Consider the following 22,071-nt stretch of genomic DNA (forward strand, 5'->3'; position numbering starts at 1 on the left):
AAAATTAAAATATATTCCGAACAACCTATTTAAATAAGTGGCAATTAAACAAATTGTTTCTGTAATAATTGAATTTTTATATGAAAAGTTCTATCATTTAATCAACATAAAGAAAGGGGAATGTACCTTATGCAACAAATTAAATTCAAAACATTTACAGAAGATTCTATTGAAAGTTTGGAAAAAAGCGTTAATGATTTTCTTAAGTCAGATGAAGGTAGTGCATATAGCTTATTAAATATCACTATTAAACAAATTGAGGAGCGAAAGTTTCCAAATATAGAAGAAGATTATAACGCAATAGTAACTTTAGTTACTAAAGAATAATATAAGAGAAATATCCACTTGATATGATTCAGGTGGAAATACATATAGGAGTTAACATTCATGAATTTAGGATATTTTGGTACTATTTTAGCGATTTTATTAGTCCTAGGATTTATCATTAATTTGATACTTGCTTTTATTATCATTTTCTTGGAAAAGGACCGACGAAGTGCAAGTTCCACATGGGCATGGCTATTTGTACTTTTCTTATTACCAATAGTAGGTTTCATTCTTTACTTATTCCTAGGTCGAACTGTTTCTAAGAAAAAGCTAGAGAAAAATAATGGGAAAGAGTTGGATGCTTTCCAAGATTTAGTTAAAGCACAAGCAAATAGCTTTGAAAAATTAAATTTTAATTCTCCAAACGACCAAGTTACAAAACATCATGATTTAATCCGAATGTTATTGATGAAACAAGATGCTTTTTTAACAGAGAATAATAAAATTGAATTATTTACGGACGGTCATCAACTATTTGATAAAGTTATAGAGGATATCTATAACGCTAAAGATTATATTCATCTGGAGTATTATACATTTGAACTTGATGGCCTTGGAAATCGTATTATCGATGCATTAGAAACTAAACTTAAAGAAGGCTTAGAAGTCAAATTATTATATGATGATGTAGGTTCGAAAAAAGTGAATATGGCTAAATTTAAAAAATTTAAGTCTCTAGGTGGAGAGGTTGAAGCCTTTTTTGCCTCTAAATTACCTATCATCAACTTTAGAATGAATAACCGAAATCACAGAAAAATTATTATCATAGATGGTCAAGTTGGCTATGTCGGTGGTTTTAATATAGGTGATGACTATTTAGGTCTAGGTAAATTAGGTTATTGGAGAGATACACACCTACGTGTTCAAGGTGATAGTATTGACGCACTGCAACTAAGATTTATTCTAGATTGGAACTCACAAGCACATCGACCACAGTTCGAATATGACCAAAAATATTTCCCTAAAAAGACTGGGGAAAAAGGAGATAAAGCATTACAAATTGCATCGAGTGGACCAGCTTTCGATCTTCACCAAATTGAATATGGTTATACAAAAATGATAATGAGTGCAAGAAAATCAATTTATCTTCAAAGCCCTTACTTTATACCAGATCAATCTTATATTAACGCGCTGAAAATGGCTGCAAATAGTGGGGTAGACGTCAATTTGATGATTCCATGTAAACCTGATCATCCATTTGTATATTGGGCTACATTTTCAAATGCAGCTGATTTGTTAGATAGTGGTGTAAAAATTTATACTTATCAGAATGGATTTATACATTCTAAAATATTGATGATCGATGATGAAGTTTCATCTGTAGGTAGTGCGAACATGGACTTTAGAAGTTTCGAGTTAAACTTTGAAATTAATGCCTTTGTGTACGACAAAGAAATTGCACAACAATTGCGTCATGCTTTCGAAGAAGACGTGAAGAAATCAAAACTTCTTACCAAAGAAAAATATGAGCAACGTCCACTTTCAATTAAGTTTAGAGAAGATTTAGCTAAGTTAATTTCACCAATTTTATAAACTAATAATTAAGTAGAATCCTCGTTCGAAAGAGCGAGGATTTTTAGTTGCTAATAACTTTATTATGTAAACTAAAAAATAAATGACAAATGTCACGTACTAATAATGACAAAATGAACTAAATTATGTACCTAGTAATTGATAAATTGTATATATCCTAAAGAAAAGGCGTGATTATCATGATAAAGATTAACAATTTATCTAAGTCATTCAAGAAGACTAGGGTACTCAATGATATTAATTTAGAAATTAAGGAACATTCTTGTACAGCTTTAATTGGTAAAAATGGTGCAGGAAAGTCAACGCTTATAGATATATTAATTGGTAATATGCAAGGTGATAAGGGGGAGATTATCGATAAGTCTAGAATGATCAATCATCATAAAATGGCAATCTTATTTCAAAAAACTAATTTTCCTAAATTTTTCAAAGTAAAAGAATTATTTAAACTTCATCAGTCTTTTTACGCAAATTCGATATCAACATCACGTTTTTTAGATATTACTCAATTTAGTGAAACCCAAATGAATCAGATGGCAAATCAGTTATCTGGAGGACAAAAACGTATTCTTGATTTTGCATTAACACTCGTTGGTCAACCTGAATTTTTAATACTAGACGAGCCTACAACTGCTATGGATATTGAAACAAGAGAACATTTCTGGAGAATGATTGAGGATCTCAAATCAAAGAATGTCACGATTCTTTATACATCTCATTACATTGAGGAGGTTGAGCGAATGGCTGATCATGTAGTTTTACTAGATGAAGGTCGAATTCAATTAAGTGATTCTCCTGAACAGATTAAAAATCAACAGACTTATTCCACAGTAGTTTTACCACCAATTTGTAAAGATATGGTTGAAGAGTTAGAGAATGAGTTTGAAATTGCAAAGTATAAAAATAATTATGAAGTGAGAACGAATCACGTTGATACAGTTATACAAAAGTTAATTGATCGTCACATTGATTTAAACCAAATTGAAATTCATAAAACTTCATTATTAGATATTATGTTTTCGAATAATAGTGATCAAGAAGGAGTGACTTTATAATGGTAGCCACATTTTTTAAAACTGAATTTAAAGTGATGTTTAGAAAGAAGCTATATTTATTCATGTCTATATTTCTACCATTAGCATTCTATCTTTTATTTACTTCGTTGTTGGATTTACCTGAAGAAGCTAAAGAACCGTTTTATAAGGAGTATATGTACAGTATGACTGTATTTAGTTTATTAAATTTTTGTATGTTGTCATTTCCTCTAGACATGATTGAGGAGAGAAACAATGGTTGGTATAAACATTTGATGTCTACTCCTTTAAAGCCATCACAATATTATTTAGTAAAAGTCTTAAAAACCATGTGCCAATTTTTAGGAGCGATTATAGTTATTTTCACAGTGGCACACTTTTATAAAGATGTAAGTATGAATTTATCAGATTGGTTACTATCTGGAGTTACTTTATGGGTGGGAGCAAGTTTATTCTTAACTTTAGGACTGATTATTGCACAATTTAGTGATAGTCAAAAGGCGAGTAGTGTAGCAAATTTACTTAATATGGCTATGGCTATAGTAGGTGGTTTATGGTTTCCGATTAATACTTTTCCAGATTGGTTACAGACCATTTCTAAAAAAATGCCTACCTATCACTTAAAGCAAATGTCGTTAGATTTAGGTAAAGATAAAGGTATCAATTATGAGTCACTTGGCTTTTTACTTGTGTATAGTATAATTTTCCTAAGTATTGCTTTACTGATTAATAAAAAGAAAGATGTGTCTTAAATGAGATCAAAGCGTGGTTTTGGAGTAAGGATGGGTGAAATTTCTTCACTTATATATTTAATATTTCCGATATTTGGATTATTTTATAGTGAACATCAATATAATATTTTGGTGTATAGTATTATTTTATCTATCTTTACTATCTCGTATCTAATCCTTGTCCTCTTTCACACTAAGATAAATAAAAATCACTTATATATCTTTTTGCTTATCCATTATCTCTGCATCATGTATTTTGTTTATGCTTATGAACCATTATTGAGTATGTTCTTTTTTTATAGTGCATTTGCTTTACCCTTCATTTTCGATGTGGGAGTGAAATCAAAAGAATTTATAAGTTTTATTACTACAATGATTATATGTGCCTTTTTAACCTATATTACGCATCATGAATATGTGTATACGATGATAATTTACTACATCGTCATCTTGATGATTGCGTTTGGTAATTTTCAAGTGCGTAAAGATCGTAGGGTGCGTAAAGAACTCGAAGAGAAGAATAAATATATTAACGTACTTATAGCAGAACAAGAACGAAATCGTATTGGTCAAGATCTTCATGATACTTTGGGTCATGTGTTTGCAAGTTTAACGTTAAAATCTGAACTTGCCACTAAACTCCTTGATACCGACAAAGAGGCGGCTAGAAATGAAATGCGAGCAATTAATGAGTTATCTAGAGAGACACTTAATAAAGTACGCACTATTATAGATGACTTGAAAGTCCAATCATTTGAAGAGGAAGTTTTATCAGTAGAATCTATTCTTCATGATGCAAATTTGAATTTTATTTTCAAAAATAAAAGTGCTGCGAGGTCATTAAACCCGGCCAAGCAATCCATACTATCGATGATATTAAGAGAAGCGATTAATAATGTAATTAAACATGCACATGCCACAGAAGTTGTAGGGAAAATTAAAGAAAAGCAACACGAAATCACATTGATTGTGAGTGATAACGGGGTAGGTATCGATGACGATGACGCGAGTTCACTTAAAAGTATTAGAGAACGTACCGCATATTTAAATGGAGAAGTTAAAGTTCAATCAAATGAAGGCACTACAATAATAGTCAGAATTCCTAGGAGTGAATTAATGTGATATCACTAATAATAGCTGAAGATCAATTAATGTTAAGACAAGCCATGGTACAACTTATTGAAATGCATGAGGATATGAAAGTTTTAAATGATGTCGAGAATGGTGAAGAAGCACTTCAATTAATTGAAAATAAAGAACCCGATGTAGCCATCTTAGATATAGAGATTCCTAGTATGACTGGGTTAGAAATTTTAGCTCAAATTCGAGCTAAAGGGATAAATACTCGTGTAATTATAGTGACAACATTTAAGCGACCTGGTTATTTTGAGAAAGCTGTAGCTAACGATGTAGATGCCTATGTGTTGAAAGAACGTTCTGTAGAAGATTTAGTCAATACTATTTATAAAGTTATGAATGGTGAAAAAGAATATAGTACCTCATTGATGACTACTTTATTTAGTGAGTCAAATCCATTAACGCATAAGGAACAAGTTGTATTAAAAGAAATAGGCAACGGTTTAAGTAGTAAAGAAATTGCTGAAAAATTGTACTTGTCTAATGGTACTGTTAGGAATTATACAAGTACGATTATTGATAAAATGTGCTCTGAAAATCGCTTTGATGCATGGAAAAAAGCAATTGCTAAAGGATGGATATAAACTTTGATAGAATATATTACTTTTTAATTATTAATTTCGGACGGTCAGTTTTATCTACATAATTAGATAATAGTGATAAAATTTCTACAACTTTGTGTGTGGGTGTTTCAATACTCAAGGTGTGTTGAAATATTTTTCCTTTAGCTGTTTTTACTTTATACGTCACAGAGTTTGTGTCGATGATACAATCTAAAATTTCCATCGTTTCGTACCTCCAATCATAAGTGTTGTAAATATGTTAGTCTTAATAAATTGTTAATAAATTTAGACTTTATCTACTTACAACTTTAATGTCGGAGATACATTTATAAAAATTATTCTTCTATAAAATAAAGCTGAATAGTTTAGTTGTAAAAATAGATATTATATTATTTCTGTAACTATACCACTTTAGATAATTATTACTCCTAATTTGTGAAATATTTTAAATTTGATTTTAGCTAAATATATTTTTGCAAAAGCCTTATTAATATAAAAAACCATACGCTATGCGTATGGTTCGTAAAAATTCTATTATCATTAATTGTATTTTTTAATTTATAACGACTTCTCTTCCTAAGGATAGTCTAACTTAAGAGAAGCCATTTGAACTTTCCCTTTGAAGTTTAAAGTTTCCTTAGACCATTTTACCTTCACTTTTTCCTTTTATTTAGTGTTGATTGAATAATGTATACAATGAAACCAACTAAAATGCCTAATAATATGGCTACTACAACACTTACTATAATAGGTAATTTAAATACTATTTGTAATACTACGCCTATGATTATTGCTACAATAATTGCGATTAAAGATATTTTACTTTCATTAGATGAATCCATCTATTTCACTCCTAACATTACATATTATAGCATGAGCTTACATTTTGAAAAAATAACTATTAGAAGAAGCTTTTGATTCATCAGTTTAAATTTCATGTTGACTACAAAGTGAATTTTATTTAACATAAATCAGAATATAACGTGAAGTAAGGTGACATCTATGAAATCAAAAAAAGGATTATCGCTAATTGTTGTTGCATTAATCGCAATAATAGTAATACTATTTCAATTTATTAACCATGATGGGCCATTCGGTGCTCATCAATCAACGGAAGAAAATCAAAGCGCAGATTTGAAAGGGAAGGACAAAGTCTACGTTGAGCGTGTAGTGGATGGAGATACTTTTCTTGCTAAGAAAGATGGTGAGCGCATTAAAGTTAGAATGATTGGTATGGACACGCCTGAAACGGTTAAACCTAATACTCCTGTTCAACCCTATGGTAAAGAAGCGTCAAATTATAGTAAGAAAGAGTTAACACATAAATATGTTTATTTAGAGTATGATAAAGAAAAAAATGATAGATATGGTCGAACTTTAGCTTACGTTTGGCTAAGTAAAAATAGGATGTTTAATAGAGAGCTAGTTGAGAAGGGGTTAGCTAGAGAGAAATACTATTCTCCAAATGGTAAGTACAGACAAATTCTTAAAAAAGCACAAGAAGAGGCGAAACAAAATAAAGTGAACTTATGGAGTTAATATATTTAAAGGCCAAGAGGATTTATTAGCAATCTTCTTGGCCTTTTTAATCTATGAAATGTTATTTAAAACTCTCAGATATATCTTGGACTTGTTCATCATTGAGAGGGTGCTTAGAAAGTTGTATAGCATCTTCTATGACCTTTTCAAGAGAAGATTGAGTAGATACTGTATCCACATATTTATCACTTTCATCTGAACCTTCAATAATATTTACGCTACCATCACTGAAATAAACAACGCCGATACTTTGTATCTTAAATCGATAATCTGATTCAATTTGATCTTTAAGTGCTTTAGCATTGTTTGCAGCTTGTTGGTATGGATCTTGATCATAAAACTCGTATATCACACGATTATCTTGTAAGATTTCTGTAAATGTATAGACACCTGTACGTGTCGTATTGAATTGGCTATGATATCTACTACTTACATAATGACCTACTATTTGATCAGTATCATAGGGTTGATTCTTTTCTTCAAAATGTTTATCTGGAACGTCGAAATGGTAGAAAGTTTTTTGATTCCAATTTTTTACGTCGACATTGATGAGTCCTACATCAGTGACAATAATAAAATCAAATGATCTTGCATATTCAAATAATGGGTGTTTCACAGCTAAATTATTTGTAGAAACAATTGAATATGTTTTTAATCGACCGTTGTTTTTAAAGCGATCCAAAATCTTTTGTAACTCACGCTTAGCATTTTTAAAAGCATGGTGTCCTACATCGTTATTAGAACTTAACATTTGATTCTTTAAAGCTAAATTTTCTTCGCTTAAAGTTGAATTTTTAGCAATTAATTGATTTCTAGCGTATTCTTCAGTCTCAACTCTATCTTTCATATATCTTTGATTTAAGACAATAGCTATAATCAAAATAATAATAATTACAGATAAAATGACCGTTACAGACATAAATATTCACCCAAATCTTAAGATTTTAAATTCTAATTTCAAAACAAATTATATACGTCTTAAAATTTGAGTTCAATCATTATGAGTACAAATAATGATTAAACTTTCTTGCGCTATATTTAATGTTTACAAAATTTTAAGAAATCGAAATCTTTACTCAATATCTAAAAGAACGTAATATAACTCTTTTTGTTTTTATGTATATATGAAAAGGCTATACTTTATAAATATATTAATTTTAATTTACTAAATGTTCACAATTCTGCGTTTGATAATTGTATATTTCGAATGTATAATTAAATTTATGAAAGCGCTTGCTTAAGGAGGTGTACGAATGAAACTTGAAGCACAAAAACCAGTCGACCAAATAGTTAAGATATTAATGGATACATCTACTCATATTTTTAAATTTCATGGTGAAGTTGCGATGCAGTTGTTTTTGAATGATGAGTTTAAGTTACCTAATAAAGTGGATATTTGCGTTGAACGCAAAAAATTAATTGAAATCGTCAAAGTTATACCTAAGGATTTCACTATAGAATATTATGGTAAGGCAAATGGGGTTTCGAAGAATAAAAAACTTTCATTATCTGAAGTTGCCCATGTAGAAGTATTCAAAGATGGAAATATGGTTCTCAATATTTTCGTTTATGATGTAGTAAATGATCAGTGGATATTCAGATTAGATAATAAAATCCGTTTACCAAAAAATAATATTTATTTTCACTCATTAAACTGGAATGTAGATTATATAAAACCTGAAATAGTTTTAATGTATGATTTAATGGATAATCAAAATTATCATCAATTTTCAAATTATAAGGCTGTGATTGATTCACTAAGTTATTATCAATTTTATATTTTAAAATTAGTAGTAGGGAAAAAACGTATTGAAGAAGCGGTAATAAATAATAGAAAAATATCATAAAAAGATTTCTACGACATACACTTAATATAGACTAAAGTAGTATATGTATTGTAGAAATCTTTTTATCTTTTATGAACATAAATTTTTTAAACAAATACCGTGGTAACAAAATTCATAAGTTGATAGGACAGCTTTTTCTGCATCTTCAACTCGTATACCGAACATCATTGATATTTCAGAAGCCCCTTGGTTAATCATTTTTAAGTTAATATTAGATTCTGAAAGTGCATGAGTGATTTTACTTGCTGTACCAACTACTTGATTCATTCCTTCTCCAACAATCATTAAAATTGCTAGGTCGTGGTCAACGCTAAGTTCATCTACTTCACACCGTTTTCTGATTTCATTTAAAACTTGACTTTCTTTACCTTTGATTTGATTCGTACGCATAATAATACTGATATTATCAATACCAGATGGCATATGATCAAATGAGATATTAAACTCCTCTAATACGGCTAGAATCTTTCGTGTAAATCCTACCTATCTATTCATCAAATATTTCTTAATATTGATAACTGTAAAGCCTTTGTCGCAACTTATACCACTAATTACATTGTCCGAATTTACTTCTCTATCATGTCGAATATAAGTACCTTTATCATTTGGGCGATTCGTATTTTTTATTACAACAGGTATCCGATCCTTATATAAAGGTTGTAGCGCTTCATCATGAAAAACTCCAAACCCTGCATATGAAAGTTCTCGCATTTCTCTATAAGTAATCTCTTCAATTAACTCCGGCTTATCTATAATTGTTGGATTTGCTTTGAAAATACCTGACACATCAGTGAAGTTTTCATAAAGAGATGCTCTTACACCTCTAGCAATTATAGCACCGGTAATATCTGAACCGCCTCGGGGGAAGGTTACAATATAATTTTGTTTAGAAATTCCAAAGAAACCAGGGATAATAAGCTTTTCTTTATAATTACGTAATTTATAAATCTTTTCATATGAAGAATCTATAATTTGAGCTTGTTGTGGCAAATCCGTCACAGTGAGTCCAGCTTCTTTAGGAGAAACATACCGTGTAGGGATACCTTGACTATTATTGTAGCTTGCAATCAATTGCGCATTGAAATCTTCTCCACATGATAATAAAGCGTCGTATAAACGTGAAGGTTTATCATAAAGTTGGTTAATGTAAAGTTCTAACGTTTCATCAATGGTAGTTAATATTTCATCATCCATATCTAACTCTTTTACAATGTCAGCATAGCGCTGAATAATTTCTTTTTTCTTATTTTGATAATCTAAACCATTGAGTACTTTTTCATATAAACGAATGAGTAAATCAGTTGTTTTGGTATCATTATTACTCCTTTTACCTGGGGCAGAAACAATAATTATCTTGCGCTCAGGGTCTCCATTTACAATATCTAATACCTTTTTAATTTGTTTAGCATTGGAGACAGAACTACCTCCGAATTTAGCAACTTTCATGAGTTATCAACCTTTCTAAAAAATCAGAAAATTCTATTCAGTTTTCTGATTAAGCATGGTACTATAGATTTATATTTTCAATATTAAGAACTTTACAAAAATTAAGAATAATTTTATACTAAACCATTATTTAGTATTTTTCAACTGTACAATTGTTTTTCTCAAAAGCACAATAGGAGGTATGATACATGAAAGAATTAAATATTGCATTACTTGGTCTAGGAACTGTTGGATCAGGTGTTGTCAAAATTATTGAGGAGAATAGGCAACAAATTAAAGATACCATCAATAAAGATATTGTCATTAAGCATATTTTAGTACGTGATAAATCAAAAAAGCGTCCATTAAATATTAGCCAATATCATTTAACTGAAGATATTGATGAGATATTAGGGGATGAATCAATTGATATTGTTGTTGAGGTAATGGGAGGTATAGAACCTACAGTCGATTGGTTAAGAACTGCACTTAAAAATAAAAAACATGTGATAACTGCTAACAAAGATTTATTAGCAGTTCATTTAAAATTATTGGAAGATTTAGCAGAGAGTAATGGCGTAGCCTTAAAATTTGAAGCAAGTGTTGCGGGCGGTATTCCAATTGTTAATGCGATTAATAATGGTTTAAACGCTAATAATATTTCAAAATTTATGGGTATTTTGAACGGAACTTCTAATTTTATTCTTACAAAAATGACCCGAGAACAGACAAGTTTCGAGGATGCTCTTGATGAAGCTCAAAGATTAGGATTCGCCGAAGCGGATCCTACAGATGATGTGGAAGGTGTCGATGCTGCGCGTAAAGTTGTCATTACATCTTATCTATCATTTAACCAAGTAATTAAACTTAATGATGTGAAGTTAACGGGTATTAGTGGAACAACATTATCAGATATAAATGCTGCTGATCAATTAGGCTTTAAAATAAAACTAATTGGTAAAGGTACATATGAAAATGGCCATGTTCACGCTTCAGTTGAGCCAACGCTTATTCATAAGTCACATCAACTTGCAGCTGTTGAGAATGAATATAACGCTATTTATGTTATAGGTGATGCTGTAGGAGACACAATGTTTTATGGTAAAGGCGCTGGTAGTTTAGCCACGGGAAGCGCTGTTGTAAGTGATTTACTCAATGTAGCATTATTCTTTGAATCGAACCTTCACACGTTGCCACCTCATTTTGAATTAAAAACTGATGAAACGAGAGAGATGATGGATGGGGAAGAACCTGTTGTAATCCAAGAAAAGTTAAATTACTACATTGTTTTACAAAATAATCATTTAACAGTTGATAAGATTGAAAATGATATCAAAGCACTGTTGCCATTCCATAAGTCACTTCAAATTGCTGAAAGAGATGAGAATACAGTAGCAGTGATAATTATAGGATTGGATCAATCTCCAGAGTATGTTCTTAATAAATCAGGATACGAAGTCGAAAAGATTTATCCTGTAGAAGGAGTTTAATAAATATGAAAAGATGGCAAGGATTAGTACAAGAATTTAAAGAGTATTTACCAGTTAATGAAGAAACACCACAAATTACTCTAAACGAGGGTAGTACACCACTTATTTATTGTGAAAAGTTATCTGAAAAACTTGATATAGAATTGTATGTGAAATATGAAGGTGCCAACCCTACAGGATCATTTAAAGATCGTGGCATGGTTATGGCGGTCACTAAAGCTAAAGAACAGGGTAAAAAGATAGTGATATGTGCATCTACAGGAAATACATCAGCTTCAGCAGCGGCTTATGCAGCGCGAGCAGGTTTAAAAGCAATAGTAGTTATACCTGAAGGTAAGATTGCACTCGGAAAATTATCACAAGCTGTAATGTATGGTGCAGAAATTGTCTCAATTGAAGGCAACTTTGATGAAGCACTAGAGATTGTTAAAGAAATTGCTAAAGAGAACAGCGATATTGAATTAGTGAACTCAGTGAATCCTTTTAGAATTGAAGGACAGAAAACTGGGGCATTCGAAATCGTTGAACAATTAGAACAAGCTCCAGACGTATTGGCAATTCCTGTTGGTAATGCCGGAAATATTACTGCTTATTGGAAAGGTTTTAAAGAATATAATGAGAAAAAAGGTAGTCAATTACCTCAATTGTTTGGTTTCCAAGCAGCAGGTGCAGCGCCAATTGTTCAAAATAAAGTCATAAAAAATCCAGAAACAGTTGCTACAGCCATCCGTATCGGTAACCCAGCAAGTTGGCAGAAAGCAGTTAAAGCATTAGAGGAATCTAACGGATTAATAGATAGCGTAACAGATGATGAAATACTTGAAGCTTATCAATTAATGACTACAAATGAAGGTGTGTTTAGTGAACCAGCAAGTAACGCATCAATCGCAGGTTTAATTAAACTTCATAGAGCAGGTAAACTTCCAAAAGGTAAAAAAGTAGTGGCAGTTTTAACTGGTAATGGCTTAAAAGATCCAGATACAGCAATCTCCTTATTGGACAACCCAATTCAACCTTTACCTAATGACAAGGACAGTATCATAAAATACATTAAAGGGGCAATTTGATATGGAAGAAGTTTTAAAACTTAAGATTCCAGCTTCAACTGCTAATTTAGGCGTAGGTTTTGATTCTATAGGAATGGCATTAGATAAATATTTATACATGTCTATTAAAGAAATTAAAGGACATGCTTGGGAATTCTTATATTATAGTCCTGAATTAGAAACGTTACCCAAAGATGAAAGTAATTATATATATAAAGTTGCACAAGAGGTTGCAGAAAAATATAAAGTAACATTACCATGTTTACAAATTGAAATGAGAAGTGATATCCCACTAGCTAGAGGATTAGGTTCCTCTGCTTCAGCGCTAGTGGGCGCTTTATATATTGCAAACTATTTTGGTAATATTCAATTATCACAATATGAGTTATTGCAATTAGCTACTGAAATTGAAGGTCACCCTGATAATGTTGCTCCAACTATATATGGGGGATTAATTTCTGGCTATTATAACCCAGAGACAAAAGTTACAGATGTCGCACGTATAGATGTTCCTAAGGTTGATATTATTCTAACGATTCCACCGTATGAATTACGTACAGAGGACTCTAGAAATGTTTTGCCTGAAACCTTTTCACATAAAAAAGCAGTACAAAATAGTGCGATTAGTAATACTATGATATGTGCCTTAATTCAACATAAATACGGCTTAGCTGGTAAAATGATGGAACAAGATGGGTTTCATGAACCGTTTAGACAACATCTTATTCCAGAGTTTGAGGAAGTACGCCAATTATCGCGAGAACACCAAGCATACGCAACTGTCATCAGTGGTGCAGGTCCTACAATTTTAACTTTGTGTCCTAGAGAACGTAGTGGCGAATTAGTAAGAGCATTAAGAGATCGAATCACTCATTGTACCTCTGAGCTTGCTACAATTAATGAGAAGGGCGTTATAGAAGAAGTTGTGTACCTAAAGTCCTAAACTATTGTAAAATATAGATAAGAATGATTTTTTGATTAAGTCACGGAAGGAGTTCTTTTACTATATGAGTAAATTTAAAATGATAGTTTTGGATATGGATGATACTTTAATGAACAGTGACAATGAAGTGTCAGCCGAAACTAAATCCTATTTGATAGATATTCAAGATAAAGGATATAGCGTAGTTCTAGCATCTGGTAGACCTACGGAAGGGATGATACCCGTAGCTAGAGAATTACAGTTAAATCACAATGAGAGTTTTATAATTAGCTACAACGGTGGCAAAACAATTAAAATGTCCAATGAAGAAGTTGAAGTAAGTAAACCAGTTTCTAAAGACAATTTTGATTTAATTGTAGATTATTGTAGAGAAAGAGGATTTCTAGTTTTAACGTATGATAACGGTTATATCATTCATGATAGTGATCACGAATATATGAATATTGAATCTGAATTGACTGGTTTACCAATGAAAAGAGTCGAAGATATTAAATCATATATTAATCATGATGTACCTAAAGTTATGGGTGTAGATTATGTAGGTAATATTACTGAAGCACGTGTAGATCTTAATGGTTTCTTCAATGAGGACATAGATGTAACGACAAGTAAACCATTTTTCTTAGAATTTATGGCTAAAGATGTCTCTAAAGGAAATGCAATCAAAGCATTATGTAAGAAAGAAAATATTAATTTAGAAGAAGTAGTAGTGTTTGGAGATAGTTTAAACGATCAATCTATGTTTGACGTAGCTGGTTATTCAGTTGCGATGGGTAATGCTAGTGAAGAACTTAAAGAAAGCGCTGATGTAGTTACCTTAGATAACAATTCAGAGGGGATTCCTCATATGTTGAAGAAATTAATCTAACTTAAAATAAAATTACTAAAAATACAGGTTTTAACATATTTAAATGGACTGGGAAGAAGAGTTATTCATACCAGTCCATTTTTGCGTTATTCCATTTTGACAATAGCTTGAGTGTTTATTTTATTTAGCAGTATGTGTCCAATCATGTTTCCCTTTATATCTTTTTATGTGTGCATAGACTTGGTCAGCAGCATAATCAAGATTAGTATATACAGTAATAGTAAAAGCTGATTGATTGTCTTCGAAGGGTTCTTCTAAAAATACATCTTTGAGATGTGTAAATAAATCATTCATTTGATCATGTTTTAAACTAGGGTATTCCCTTAGCGTGTGCTTTAATAAGTTGCCATTTTTTTCTTCAAGGGCTTGAACCACAATGACAAAACGTTCATCTTGTTTTATAACATCATCGAATAAGTTAGTTTGTCCAACCATGTTATCCACCTCTAAACCTTTTTATTACTTATATTATACATGATTACTTTTCAACATAAAATATTCAAAGCTGTCGTAAAAGAAGTTTATTTTTAAAAAAAGAATAAAGTAAATTAATGAAAGTAATAAAATAAAAAGACGACAATTCTTATTAGGAATCATCGTCTTTGTAATTAATTTTTATAATTATGTGGAGTTAAATCCATTTCTTCTAATTTAACAAAATGAGTGCGTTTAATTAATTTATGCACGAAATAAATAATTGAAAGGATAATGATAGGTGCAAAGTTTCTTAAAACGCTTAATAAATCTCCAGTAATAATACTACTGTAAGAATTACCTAATAATAAAAACAATAACGTAATAATTACAATTATTGGACCTACTGGATAAAATGGTGCTTTATAAGGGAGTAATTCATCAGGATTTTTACCTTGTCTTTTAATTGCCCTACGCAATCTAATCTGAGACCATATACTAGATCCCCATACTACAATAACCATTGAACCAATGATGTTTAATAGATTAAACACAGCATTTGCATTGAAATTTGCATATATTATAACAAGTGTAATAAGGATGTAAGTTGTAACTAAAGCACGCATAGGTAATTTAGTTTGTTTGTTTAATTTGCCGAAAAATTTAGGAGCCTGACCATCGGCACTTAGAGAAAATAGCATTCTACTCGTTGTATAAATACCTGAATTTGCTGCTGATAACAATGAAGTCAAAATAACTGCATTAATAACTGATGCAGCAAATGCGATTCCAATTCTATCGAATACAATAGTAAATGGACTTTGTGAGACCGATTTATGCTCATTTAATAATAATGGATCAGTATAAGGTATAATTGCAGCTATAACTGCGATAGATAACACATAGAATAATAAAATTCTCCAGAATACTTGTTTTATAGCTTTTGGCATTGATTTTTGAGGATTATTTGATTCACCTGCAGTAACAGCGACGACTTCAGTACCGCCTACAGAGAAACCAGCTACAAGTAATACGCTTAATAATCCTGATATACCCCCAACAAATGGTGCTTGACCTTTAGTATAATTATCAAAGCCGTAAGAATGACCACCTAATATACCAAATATCATTAATATGCCAACAATGATGAAAACAATGATTGTTATTACCTTGATGAGTGATAACCAAAATTCAGTTTCTCCAAAAGCTTTTACTGAAAATATATTAATCAAGAAAATAAAAGTTAAAAATATTAAACTCCATGCTAGGGGACTAAGTACTTTAAATATATCCCAAAATTGGAGGACATTCGATGCCACAATAATGTCTACACTTGTTACAAGTGACCACATTCCCCAATATAACCATCCCATCGTGAAACCTAGAGATGGATCTACAAAGCGAGTTGAATAAGAACTGAATGATCCTGATACTGGGTAAAAAGTTGCTAGTTCTCCAATAGATGACATTAAAAAGTAAAGCATAATTCCTATTAGAATATAAGCTAATATAGCGCCACCGGGACCTGCTTGCGAAATCACACTAGCAGTTGCAACGAATAAACCTGTTCCGATAGCGCCACCAATTGCAATCATGGATATGTGTCTCGATTTGAGTCCACGTTTCATATTGTTATCTTCCATAAGGTGTCTCCCATCTATTTAAATATATCCACCATTTTAATCTTTTTAGGTATAGTATTCAATAACTTTTTAGCACTTTAAAGCGGAAATATTTAAAAATTTTCTGAAATTTAAATTTAATTAGGAATTGGGTTTAATTACTACTTAAAACGGGTTTATTTAAAATATATATTAGATTATAATTATTACAAATTAGAATTTGTGAGGGGGAGCTAGCCATGTCTAAACAAGATGGTAGATTAACTGGTCTATTTGGTGCACCAGTATCAGATAGAGAAAATAGTATGACAGCAGGGCCACGAGGTCCATTATTAATGCAAGATGTTTATTATTTAGAACAAATGTCACATTTTGACAGAGAAGTAATTCCAGAGCGACGTATGCACGCTAAAGGTTCTGGCGCATTTGGTACTTTTACTGTCACAAATGACATTACTCAATACACAAATGCTAAAATTTTCTCTGAAGTTGGTAAACAAACAGAAATGTTTGCACGTTTCTCAACAGTTTCAGGTGAACGTGGTGCGGCTGACTTAGAAAGAGATATACGTGGATTTGCGTTGAAATTTTATACTGAGGACGGTAACTGGGATTTAGTTGGTAATAATACACCAGTGTTCTTCTTCAGAGATCCTAAATTATTTATTAGTTTAAATCGCGCTGTTAAAAGAGATCCACGTACTAACATGAGAAGTCCTCAAAACAACTGGGATTTTTGGACTGGCATTCCAGAATCTTTACATCAAGTAACAATTTTAATGTCAGATCGTGGTATGCCTAAAGGTTTCCGTAATATGCACGGTTTCGGCTCACATACTTATTCAATGTATAATGACGCAGGTGAACGTGTATGGGTGAAATATCATTTTAGAACGCAACAAGGTATCGAAAATTATACTGATGAAGAAGCTGCTGAAATCGTAGGTGGAGATAGAGATTCATCTCAAAGGGATTTATACAATGCCATCGAACGAGGGGATTATCCTAAATGGAAAATGTATATCCAAGTGATGACAGAAGAACAAGCAAAAAATCATCCACATAATCCATTTGATTTAACTAAAGTATGGTATAAAGATGATTATCCATTAATTGAAGTAGGCGAATTTGAATTAAATCGCAATCCTGAAAACTATTTCTTAGATGTAGAACAGGCTGCATTTGCACCAACTAATATAGTACCAGGGTTAGATTTTTCTCCGGATAAAGTGCTACAAGGGAGATTATTCTCTTATGGAGATGCTCAGAGATATCGTTTAGGTGTCAATCATTGGCAAATCCCTGTCAATCAACCTAAAGGTGTTGGCGTTGAAAACTTATGTCCATTTAGTCGCGATGGGCAAATGCGTTTCTTAGATAACAACCAAGGTGGCGGTCCGCACTATTATCCAAATAACCAAGGTGTATATGATTCACAACCTGAGTTTAAAAAACCATCATTCCCTGTAGATGGTGATGGATATGAATATAACTTCCGTCAAGATGATGATAATTACTTCGAACAACCTGGTAAGTTATTCAGACTACAATCAGATGATGCTAAAGAACGTATCTTTACTAACACAGCTAATGCAATGGACGGGGTGACTGAAGACGTCAAAGTACGCCACATTCGTCATTGTTATAAAGCTGATCCTGATTATGGTAAAGGAGTAGCAAAAGCTTTAGGTATCGATATTAATCAAATTGATTTAGAAACTGAAGAAGATGAAACATACGAAAACTTTTAATAATATAAGTGTAAAAGATGAGATTGCACGTTGACATCAATTATGATAAAATTTTAAATCGTAAGAATTCCTAACAACATTAGAAAGGGTGTTTAACGTGCGCGTAAATATTACTTTAGCTTGCACAGAATGTGGCGATCGTAACTATATTACAACTAAAAATAAACGTAACAATCCAGAACGTATTGAAATGAAAAAATATTGTCCTAGATTAAACAAATATACGTTACATCGTGAAACTAAATAATTTCTTATCTTTCAAATACGACAATTTGAAATTTATAGTCTCTCCTATAATGAAATAGGAGAGACTTTTTTTATTGAAAAGATATAAATCAGGTTTAGTAGCTTTAAAATTTTTCCTTGTATAAATTAAAATTTATGTTATTCTATAAAACGTAATAATTACGATTTATGAAAAGAGGTTAAATTAAATGGCAAAAAAATCTAAAGTAGTTAAAGAACAAAAAAGAGAAGAACTTGTAAATAAATATTATGAATTACGTAAAGAACTAAAAGCAAAAGGTGATTATGAAGCGCTTAGAAAACTCCCTAGAGATTCTTCACCTACGAGATTAACTAGAAGATGTAAAGTAACAGGACGTCCAAGAGGCGTTTTACGTAAATTTGAAATGTCTCGAATTGCTTTCCGAGAACATGCACATAAAGGTCAAATTCCTGGTGTGAAAAAATCAAGTTGGTAAAAATGAATTTATGTCTTTTGTCCATTTACATTAGTAAAAAAACAATGTACAGTTAATAAGGATAAAGAATAACTGAATAATATGTGTAAATTTAATATAATTATTCGGTTTTAAAGCGTTATCCGATTAAAATTTTTAATTGTAAGGGGCAAATTACAAAAATGAAGATTTTTGACTATGAAGATATACAATTAATACCTAATAAATGCATTGTTAACAGCCGTTCTGAATGTGATACTTCAATTAAATTTGGACCACGCACATTCAAATTACCAGTAGTTCCGGCTAACATGCAGACAGTAATGAATGAAGAGCTTGCACAATGGTTCGCACAAAATGATTATTTTTATATTATGCATCGCTTTGATGAAGAAGCTAGAATTCCATTTATTAAAAAGATGCAAGATGAGGGGCTATTCGCTTCTATTTCTGTTGGAGTAAAAGAAAATGAATTTAAATTCATTGAAGAACTTGCTTCAAAATCTTTAGTTCCAGAATATATCACAATTGATATTGCGCATGGCCATTCAGACTCAGTCATCAATATGATTAAACATATTAAAAACCACATACCTAAAAGTTTTGTTATTGCAGGAAATGTTGGAACACCTGAAGGCGTTAGAGAGCTTGAAAATGCTGGTGCTGATGCAACAAAAGTTGGTATTGGTCCAGGTCGTGTATGTATAACTAAAATTAAAACAGGATTTGGTACTGGAGGTTGGCAATTAGCTGCACTTAACATTTGTAGTAAAGCAGCTCGAAAACCTATTATTGCTGATGGTGGTTTAAGAACTCATGGTGATATAGCTAAATCAATTCGTTTTGGTGCATCAATGGTAATGATTGGTTCGTTATTCGCTGCACATGAAGAGTCACCAGGAGAAACTGTTGAACTTGAAGGTAAAAAATATAAAGAATATTTTGGAAGTGCCTCAGAATTTCAAAAAGGTGAACATAAAAATGTTGAGGGTAAAAAAATGTTTGTTGAACATAAAGGTTCACTGAAAGATACTTTAATTGAAATGCAACAAGATTTACAAAGTTCAATATCTTATGCCGGTGGAAAAGATCTAAAATCACTAAGAACTGTAGACTATGTTATCGTGAGAAACTCAATTTTCAATGGTGATAGAGACTAAGTTTAAATAGTAGGTGTAAAAAATTAAAAGATTTCTATTATTCTTTGTAGTTTTATTATGTATCATTATTTTCACACCCATTAAAGAAGCTAAGCCATTAGTAGATTTTCAAAAAGAAGTTCGACAACAAGTTGATACATGGATTAACCACGATTCAAATGTAAACGATAAATCATTATCTGTTCCTAAAAAACAAGAATTTGCACTTAGTAATATCCAAATGAATATGTCTAAGCAAGCTGTTGAAAGTAAATTAGGTCATCCGAAACGTATGACTTCTAATGAATATGGAACTAAGTGGTACACATATTATAATAAATATTATGATAACTTTATTATGATTAGTTATATTAAAAACCACGTCAATGCCATGTACTCAAATCAAAATATTATATCTTCAAAATCTAAAATTAAGTACGCTACTCCTAAACATACTGTAAGAGAACGGTTAGGTAATCCTATAGAATATATTAGTAAAGGGCGATATCGTTTTGAGGTAAAAAATAATGAATATGATGTTTTCCATAAAGATCACATTTATACAACAGTTTTTTACGATAAACATGAAAAAAATGGAGTGACTGCATTATTACAAGTAAGTGAAAATATGGAAAATCGCTTGCGTCAACAATATGGCGTGCCATCTAGAGAATTAGAAAAAAGCTTTGAATTACAAAATTATGATTTAGTTAACTCGGAAAGAAAGCAACATGGCTTAAATACACTAAATTATTCAAGTAAAATTTCTAATACTGCTAGAAAGCATAGTAAAAATATGTCTGAAAATAACTTTTTCGATCATACAGATAATAAAGGGGATTCTCCTTTTGATAGATTGAAAAAAGATCGTATTGATTTCAATGCGGCAGGAGAAAATCTTGCTTATGGTCAAATCAATAGTATTTATGCTCATGAAGGATTAATGAATTCACTAGGTCATAGGAAGAACATACTAAATACGCATTATCGAAATTTAGGCGTAGGTGTAGATTTTAATAAAGAGAAGCAACCATTTTGGACTGAGAATTATACAGAATAAGAGTTTATCTTAAGTAGATAAGGGTAAATTAAATTCGTAAGGATGTAGATAAACATGAAAACGAATAAAGATAAACAACCCGATATACTTGATAAAATAAAAGATGTATTAAACAAAGATTCTAAACAGAAGACAAGGTAGTTCAATAAGAACTACCTTGTCTTTTAGTATTTATATGAGATTTTTATAGAGGTCTTGATATAGGAGGGCTTAAATAGAGAGAAATTGATAGTTACATTTCTCTGTATAACCCTATGACTTTACCAACAACAATAACATTATCTAAATAAATAGGATCCATAGTACTATTTTCAGGTTGTAATCGGTAACGGTTTTTCTCCTTATAGAAGCGTTTAACAGTAGCTTCTTCGTCTTCAGTCATTGCTACTATAATGTCGCCGTTTTCAGCTATCGTTTGGCTTCTAACAATCACTTTGTCACCGTCTAGAATACCAGCTTCAATCATACTTTCTCCTACTACATTTAATATGAAAATGTCACTATTATGTGTTGAAGTTAAATGTTCAGGTAGTGGGAAATACTCTTCAATGTTCTCAACAGCTGTAATAGGAACACCGGCAGTAACTTTACCTATTACTGGTACGTGAATCGTTTCTTCAACATTAACTTCCTCTAGTTGTTCACTAACAATTTCAATAGCTCTAGGTTTAGTAGGGTCTCTTCGAATATAACCTTTTTCTTCTAATCTTGATAAATGTCCATGTACGGTTGAACTAGATGCTAAGCCCACTGCTTCGCCAATTTCTCTAACACTAGGTGGATAACCCTTAGTTTGTACAATGTGTTTAATGTAATCATAAATCTCACTTTGACGTTTAGTTAATTCTCTCATATATAGGCACTCCCTAATTTTATTTAAGTACATTATAGCATTAATTATCTTCGAAAACAAACGTTT

General features: G+C 31.4%; 23 protein-coding genes and 1 pseudogene. 17 read left to right on the top strand and 7 right to left on the bottom strand.

Going from position 1 to position 22,071, the window contains the following annotated elements:
- The first annotated feature begins 129 nt into the window (after positions 1-129).
- From AC3WQX_RS03820 to AC3WQX_RS03845, 6 genes are all read left to right on the top strand, one after another.
- Positions 130-327, top strand: a complete 198-nt coding sequence (locus tag AC3WQX_RS03820; RefSeq protein ID WP_023350349.1) for a hypothetical protein — start codon at positions 130-132, stop codon at positions 325-327.
- A gap of 60 nt (positions 328-387) precedes the next feature.
- The gene (gene cls / locus AC3WQX_RS03825) at positions 388-1,860 is read left to right on the top strand and encodes a cardiolipin synthase (protein WP_023350348.1); all 1,473 of its coding nucleotides are present in this window, start codon (positions 388-390) and stop codon (positions 1,858-1,860) included.
- Positions 1,861-2,039: 179 nt separating this feature from the next.
- A complete protein-coding gene (locus tag AC3WQX_RS03830) occupies positions 2,040-2,915 on the top strand; it encodes an ABC transporter ATP-binding protein (protein ID WP_023350347.1) in 876 nt (291 codons plus the stop codon).
- A complete protein-coding gene (locus tag AC3WQX_RS03835) occupies positions 2,915-3,646 on the top strand; it encodes an ABC transporter permease (protein WP_002433649.1) in 732 nt (243 codons plus the stop codon). The genes AC3WQX_RS03830 and AC3WQX_RS03835 overlap by 1 nt, the downstream gene beginning before the upstream one ends.
- On the top strand, positions 3,647-4,747 hold the full coding sequence (locus AC3WQX_RS03840; RefSeq protein WP_023350346.1) for a sensor histidine kinase: 1,101 nt from the start codon (positions 3,647-3,649) through the stop codon (positions 4,745-4,747).
- Entirely contained in the window at positions 4,744-5,346 is a 603-nt protein-coding gene (locus AC3WQX_RS03845) for a response regulator transcription factor (RefSeq protein WP_023350345.1), read from the top strand. Before AC3WQX_RS03840 ends, AC3WQX_RS03845 begins: the two co-directional genes overlap by 4 nt.
- A 16-nt stretch (positions 5,347-5,362) precedes the next feature.
- Here the strand turns inward: AC3WQX_RS03845 and AC3WQX_RS03850 are convergent, their stop codons facing one another.
- On the bottom strand, positions 5,363-5,548 hold the full coding sequence (locus AC3WQX_RS03850) for a hypothetical protein (RefSeq protein ID WP_023350344.1): 186 nt from the start codon (positions 5,546-5,548) through the stop codon (positions 5,363-5,365).
- 430 nt (positions 5,549-5,978) lie between these two features.
- The gene (locus AC3WQX_RS03855) at positions 5,979-6,167 is read right to left on the bottom strand and encodes a hypothetical protein (RefSeq protein WP_023350343.1); all 189 of its coding nucleotides are present in this window, start codon (positions 6,165-6,167) and stop codon (positions 5,979-5,981) included.
- 160 nt (positions 6,168-6,327) lie between these two features.
- Between AC3WQX_RS03855 and nucI the strand changes: the two genes are divergently transcribed.
- Positions 6,328-6,864, top strand: coding sequence for a thermonuclease NucI (gene nucI / locus AC3WQX_RS03860; protein ID WP_002433760.1), 537 nt, complete (start codon positions 6,328-6,330; stop codon positions 6,862-6,864).
- 61 nt (positions 6,865-6,925) lie between these two features.
- Here the strand turns inward: nucI and AC3WQX_RS03865 are convergent, their stop codons facing one another.
- A complete protein-coding gene (locus tag AC3WQX_RS03865) occupies positions 6,926-7,783 on the bottom strand; it encodes an NERD domain-containing protein (RefSeq protein ID WP_023350341.1) in 858 nt (285 codons plus the stop codon).
- A 334-nt stretch (positions 7,784-8,117) separates the two neighbouring features.
- Here AC3WQX_RS03865 and AC3WQX_RS03870 point away from each other — a divergent pair, with 334 nt between their 5' ends.
- Positions 8,118-8,711, top strand: coding sequence for a hypothetical protein (locus AC3WQX_RS03870; RefSeq protein WP_002433636.1), 594 nt, complete (start codon positions 8,118-8,120; stop codon positions 8,709-8,711).
- A 69-nt stretch (positions 8,712-8,780) separates the two neighbouring features.
- On the opposite strand, the pseudogene AC3WQX_RS03875 reads toward AC3WQX_RS03870, so the two are convergent.
- Positions 8,781-10,157 (bottom strand): annotated as a pseudogene (locus tag AC3WQX_RS03875) (aspartate kinase).
- Positions 10,158-10,345: 188 nt separating this feature from the next.
- Between AC3WQX_RS03875 and AC3WQX_RS03880 the strand changes: the two are divergent.
- The 4 genes from AC3WQX_RS03880 (at position 10,346) to AC3WQX_RS03895 (ending at position 14,483) form a co-directional block, all read left to right on the top strand.
- On the top strand, positions 10,346-11,626 hold the full coding sequence (locus AC3WQX_RS03880) for a homoserine dehydrogenase (RefSeq protein ID WP_049307158.1): 1,281 nt from the start codon (positions 10,346-10,348) through the stop codon (positions 11,624-11,626).
- A 5-nt stretch (positions 11,627-11,631) separates the two neighbouring features.
- Positions 11,632-12,693, top strand: coding sequence for a threonine synthase (gene thrC / locus AC3WQX_RS03885; RefSeq protein ID WP_023350338.1), 1,062 nt, complete (start codon positions 11,632-11,634; stop codon positions 12,691-12,693).
- Between the two features lies 1 nt (position 12,694).
- Positions 12,695-13,615: a homoserine kinase gene (gene thrB, locus AC3WQX_RS03890; protein ID WP_049307157.1), complete on the top strand. Its 921-nt coding sequence runs from the start codon at positions 12,695-12,697 to the stop codon at positions 13,613-13,615.
- 64 nt (positions 13,616-13,679) lie between these two features.
- Positions 13,680-14,483, top strand: coding sequence for a Cof-type HAD-IIB family hydrolase (locus AC3WQX_RS03895; RefSeq protein WP_023350336.1), 804 nt, complete (start codon positions 13,680-13,682; stop codon positions 14,481-14,483).
- 120 nt (positions 14,484-14,603) lie between these two features.
- Here the strand turns inward: AC3WQX_RS03895 and AC3WQX_RS03900 are convergent, their stop codons facing one another.
- Together AC3WQX_RS03900 and AC3WQX_RS03905 are read right to left on the bottom strand one after the other, a co-directional pair.
- The gene (locus tag AC3WQX_RS03900) at positions 14,604-14,918 is read right to left on the bottom strand and encodes a hypothetical protein (RefSeq protein ID WP_002433981.1); all 315 of its coding nucleotides are present in this window, start codon (positions 14,916-14,918) and stop codon (positions 14,604-14,606) included.
- Positions 14,919-15,091: 173 nt separating this feature from the next.
- Complete coding sequence (locus AC3WQX_RS03905) at positions 15,092-16,540, bottom strand: amino acid permease (RefSeq protein WP_023350335.1); 1,449 nt, start codon at positions 16,538-16,540, stop codon at positions 15,092-15,094.
- A 218-nt stretch (positions 16,541-16,758) separates the two neighbouring features.
- On the opposite strand from AC3WQX_RS03905, the gene AC3WQX_RS03910 reads away from it, so the two are divergent.
- The 5 genes from AC3WQX_RS03910 to AC3WQX_RS03930 all read left to right on the top strand — a co-directional run bounded on the left by AC3WQX_RS03910 (position 16,759) and on the right by AC3WQX_RS03930 (position 21,152).
- Positions 16,759-18,270, top strand: coding sequence for a catalase (locus tag AC3WQX_RS03910; protein ID WP_023350334.1), 1,512 nt, complete (start codon positions 16,759-16,761; stop codon positions 18,268-18,270).
- Positions 18,271-18,367: 97 nt separating this feature from the next.
- Positions 18,368-18,517, top strand: a complete 150-nt coding sequence (gene rpmG / locus AC3WQX_RS03915; protein WP_001831295.1) for a 50S ribosomal protein L33 — start codon at positions 18,368-18,370, stop codon at positions 18,515-18,517.
- 187 nt (positions 18,518-18,704) lie between these two features.
- Positions 18,705-18,974: a 30S ribosomal protein S14 gene (gene rpsN, locus AC3WQX_RS03920; RefSeq protein WP_002433763.1), complete on the top strand. Its 270-nt coding sequence runs from the start codon at positions 18,705-18,707 to the stop codon at positions 18,972-18,974.
- Between the two features lie 161 nt (positions 18,975-19,135).
- A complete protein-coding gene (guaC, locus tag AC3WQX_RS03925; RefSeq protein WP_023350332.1) occupies positions 19,136-20,113 on the top strand; it encodes a GMP reductase in 978 nt (325 codons plus the stop codon).
- A 22-nt stretch (positions 20,114-20,135) separates the two neighbouring features.
- Positions 20,136-21,152 carry a CAP domain-containing protein gene (locus AC3WQX_RS03930; RefSeq protein ID WP_171817091.1) on the top strand — a complete coding sequence of 339 codons (1,017 nt, stop codon included), beginning with the start codon at positions 20,136-20,138 and terminating at the stop codon, positions 21,150-21,152.
- Positions 21,153-21,384: 232 nt separating this feature from the next.
- On the opposite strand, the gene lexA is transcribed toward AC3WQX_RS03930, so the two are convergent.
- On the bottom strand, positions 21,385-22,005 hold the full coding sequence (gene lexA, locus AC3WQX_RS03935) for a transcriptional repressor LexA (RefSeq protein ID WP_002433936.1): 621 nt from the start codon (positions 22,003-22,005) through the stop codon (positions 21,385-21,387).
- Positions 22,006-22,071 lie beyond the last annotated feature (66 nt).

This window comes from Staphylococcus sp. FW104-15G4D (assembly GCF_058790135.1).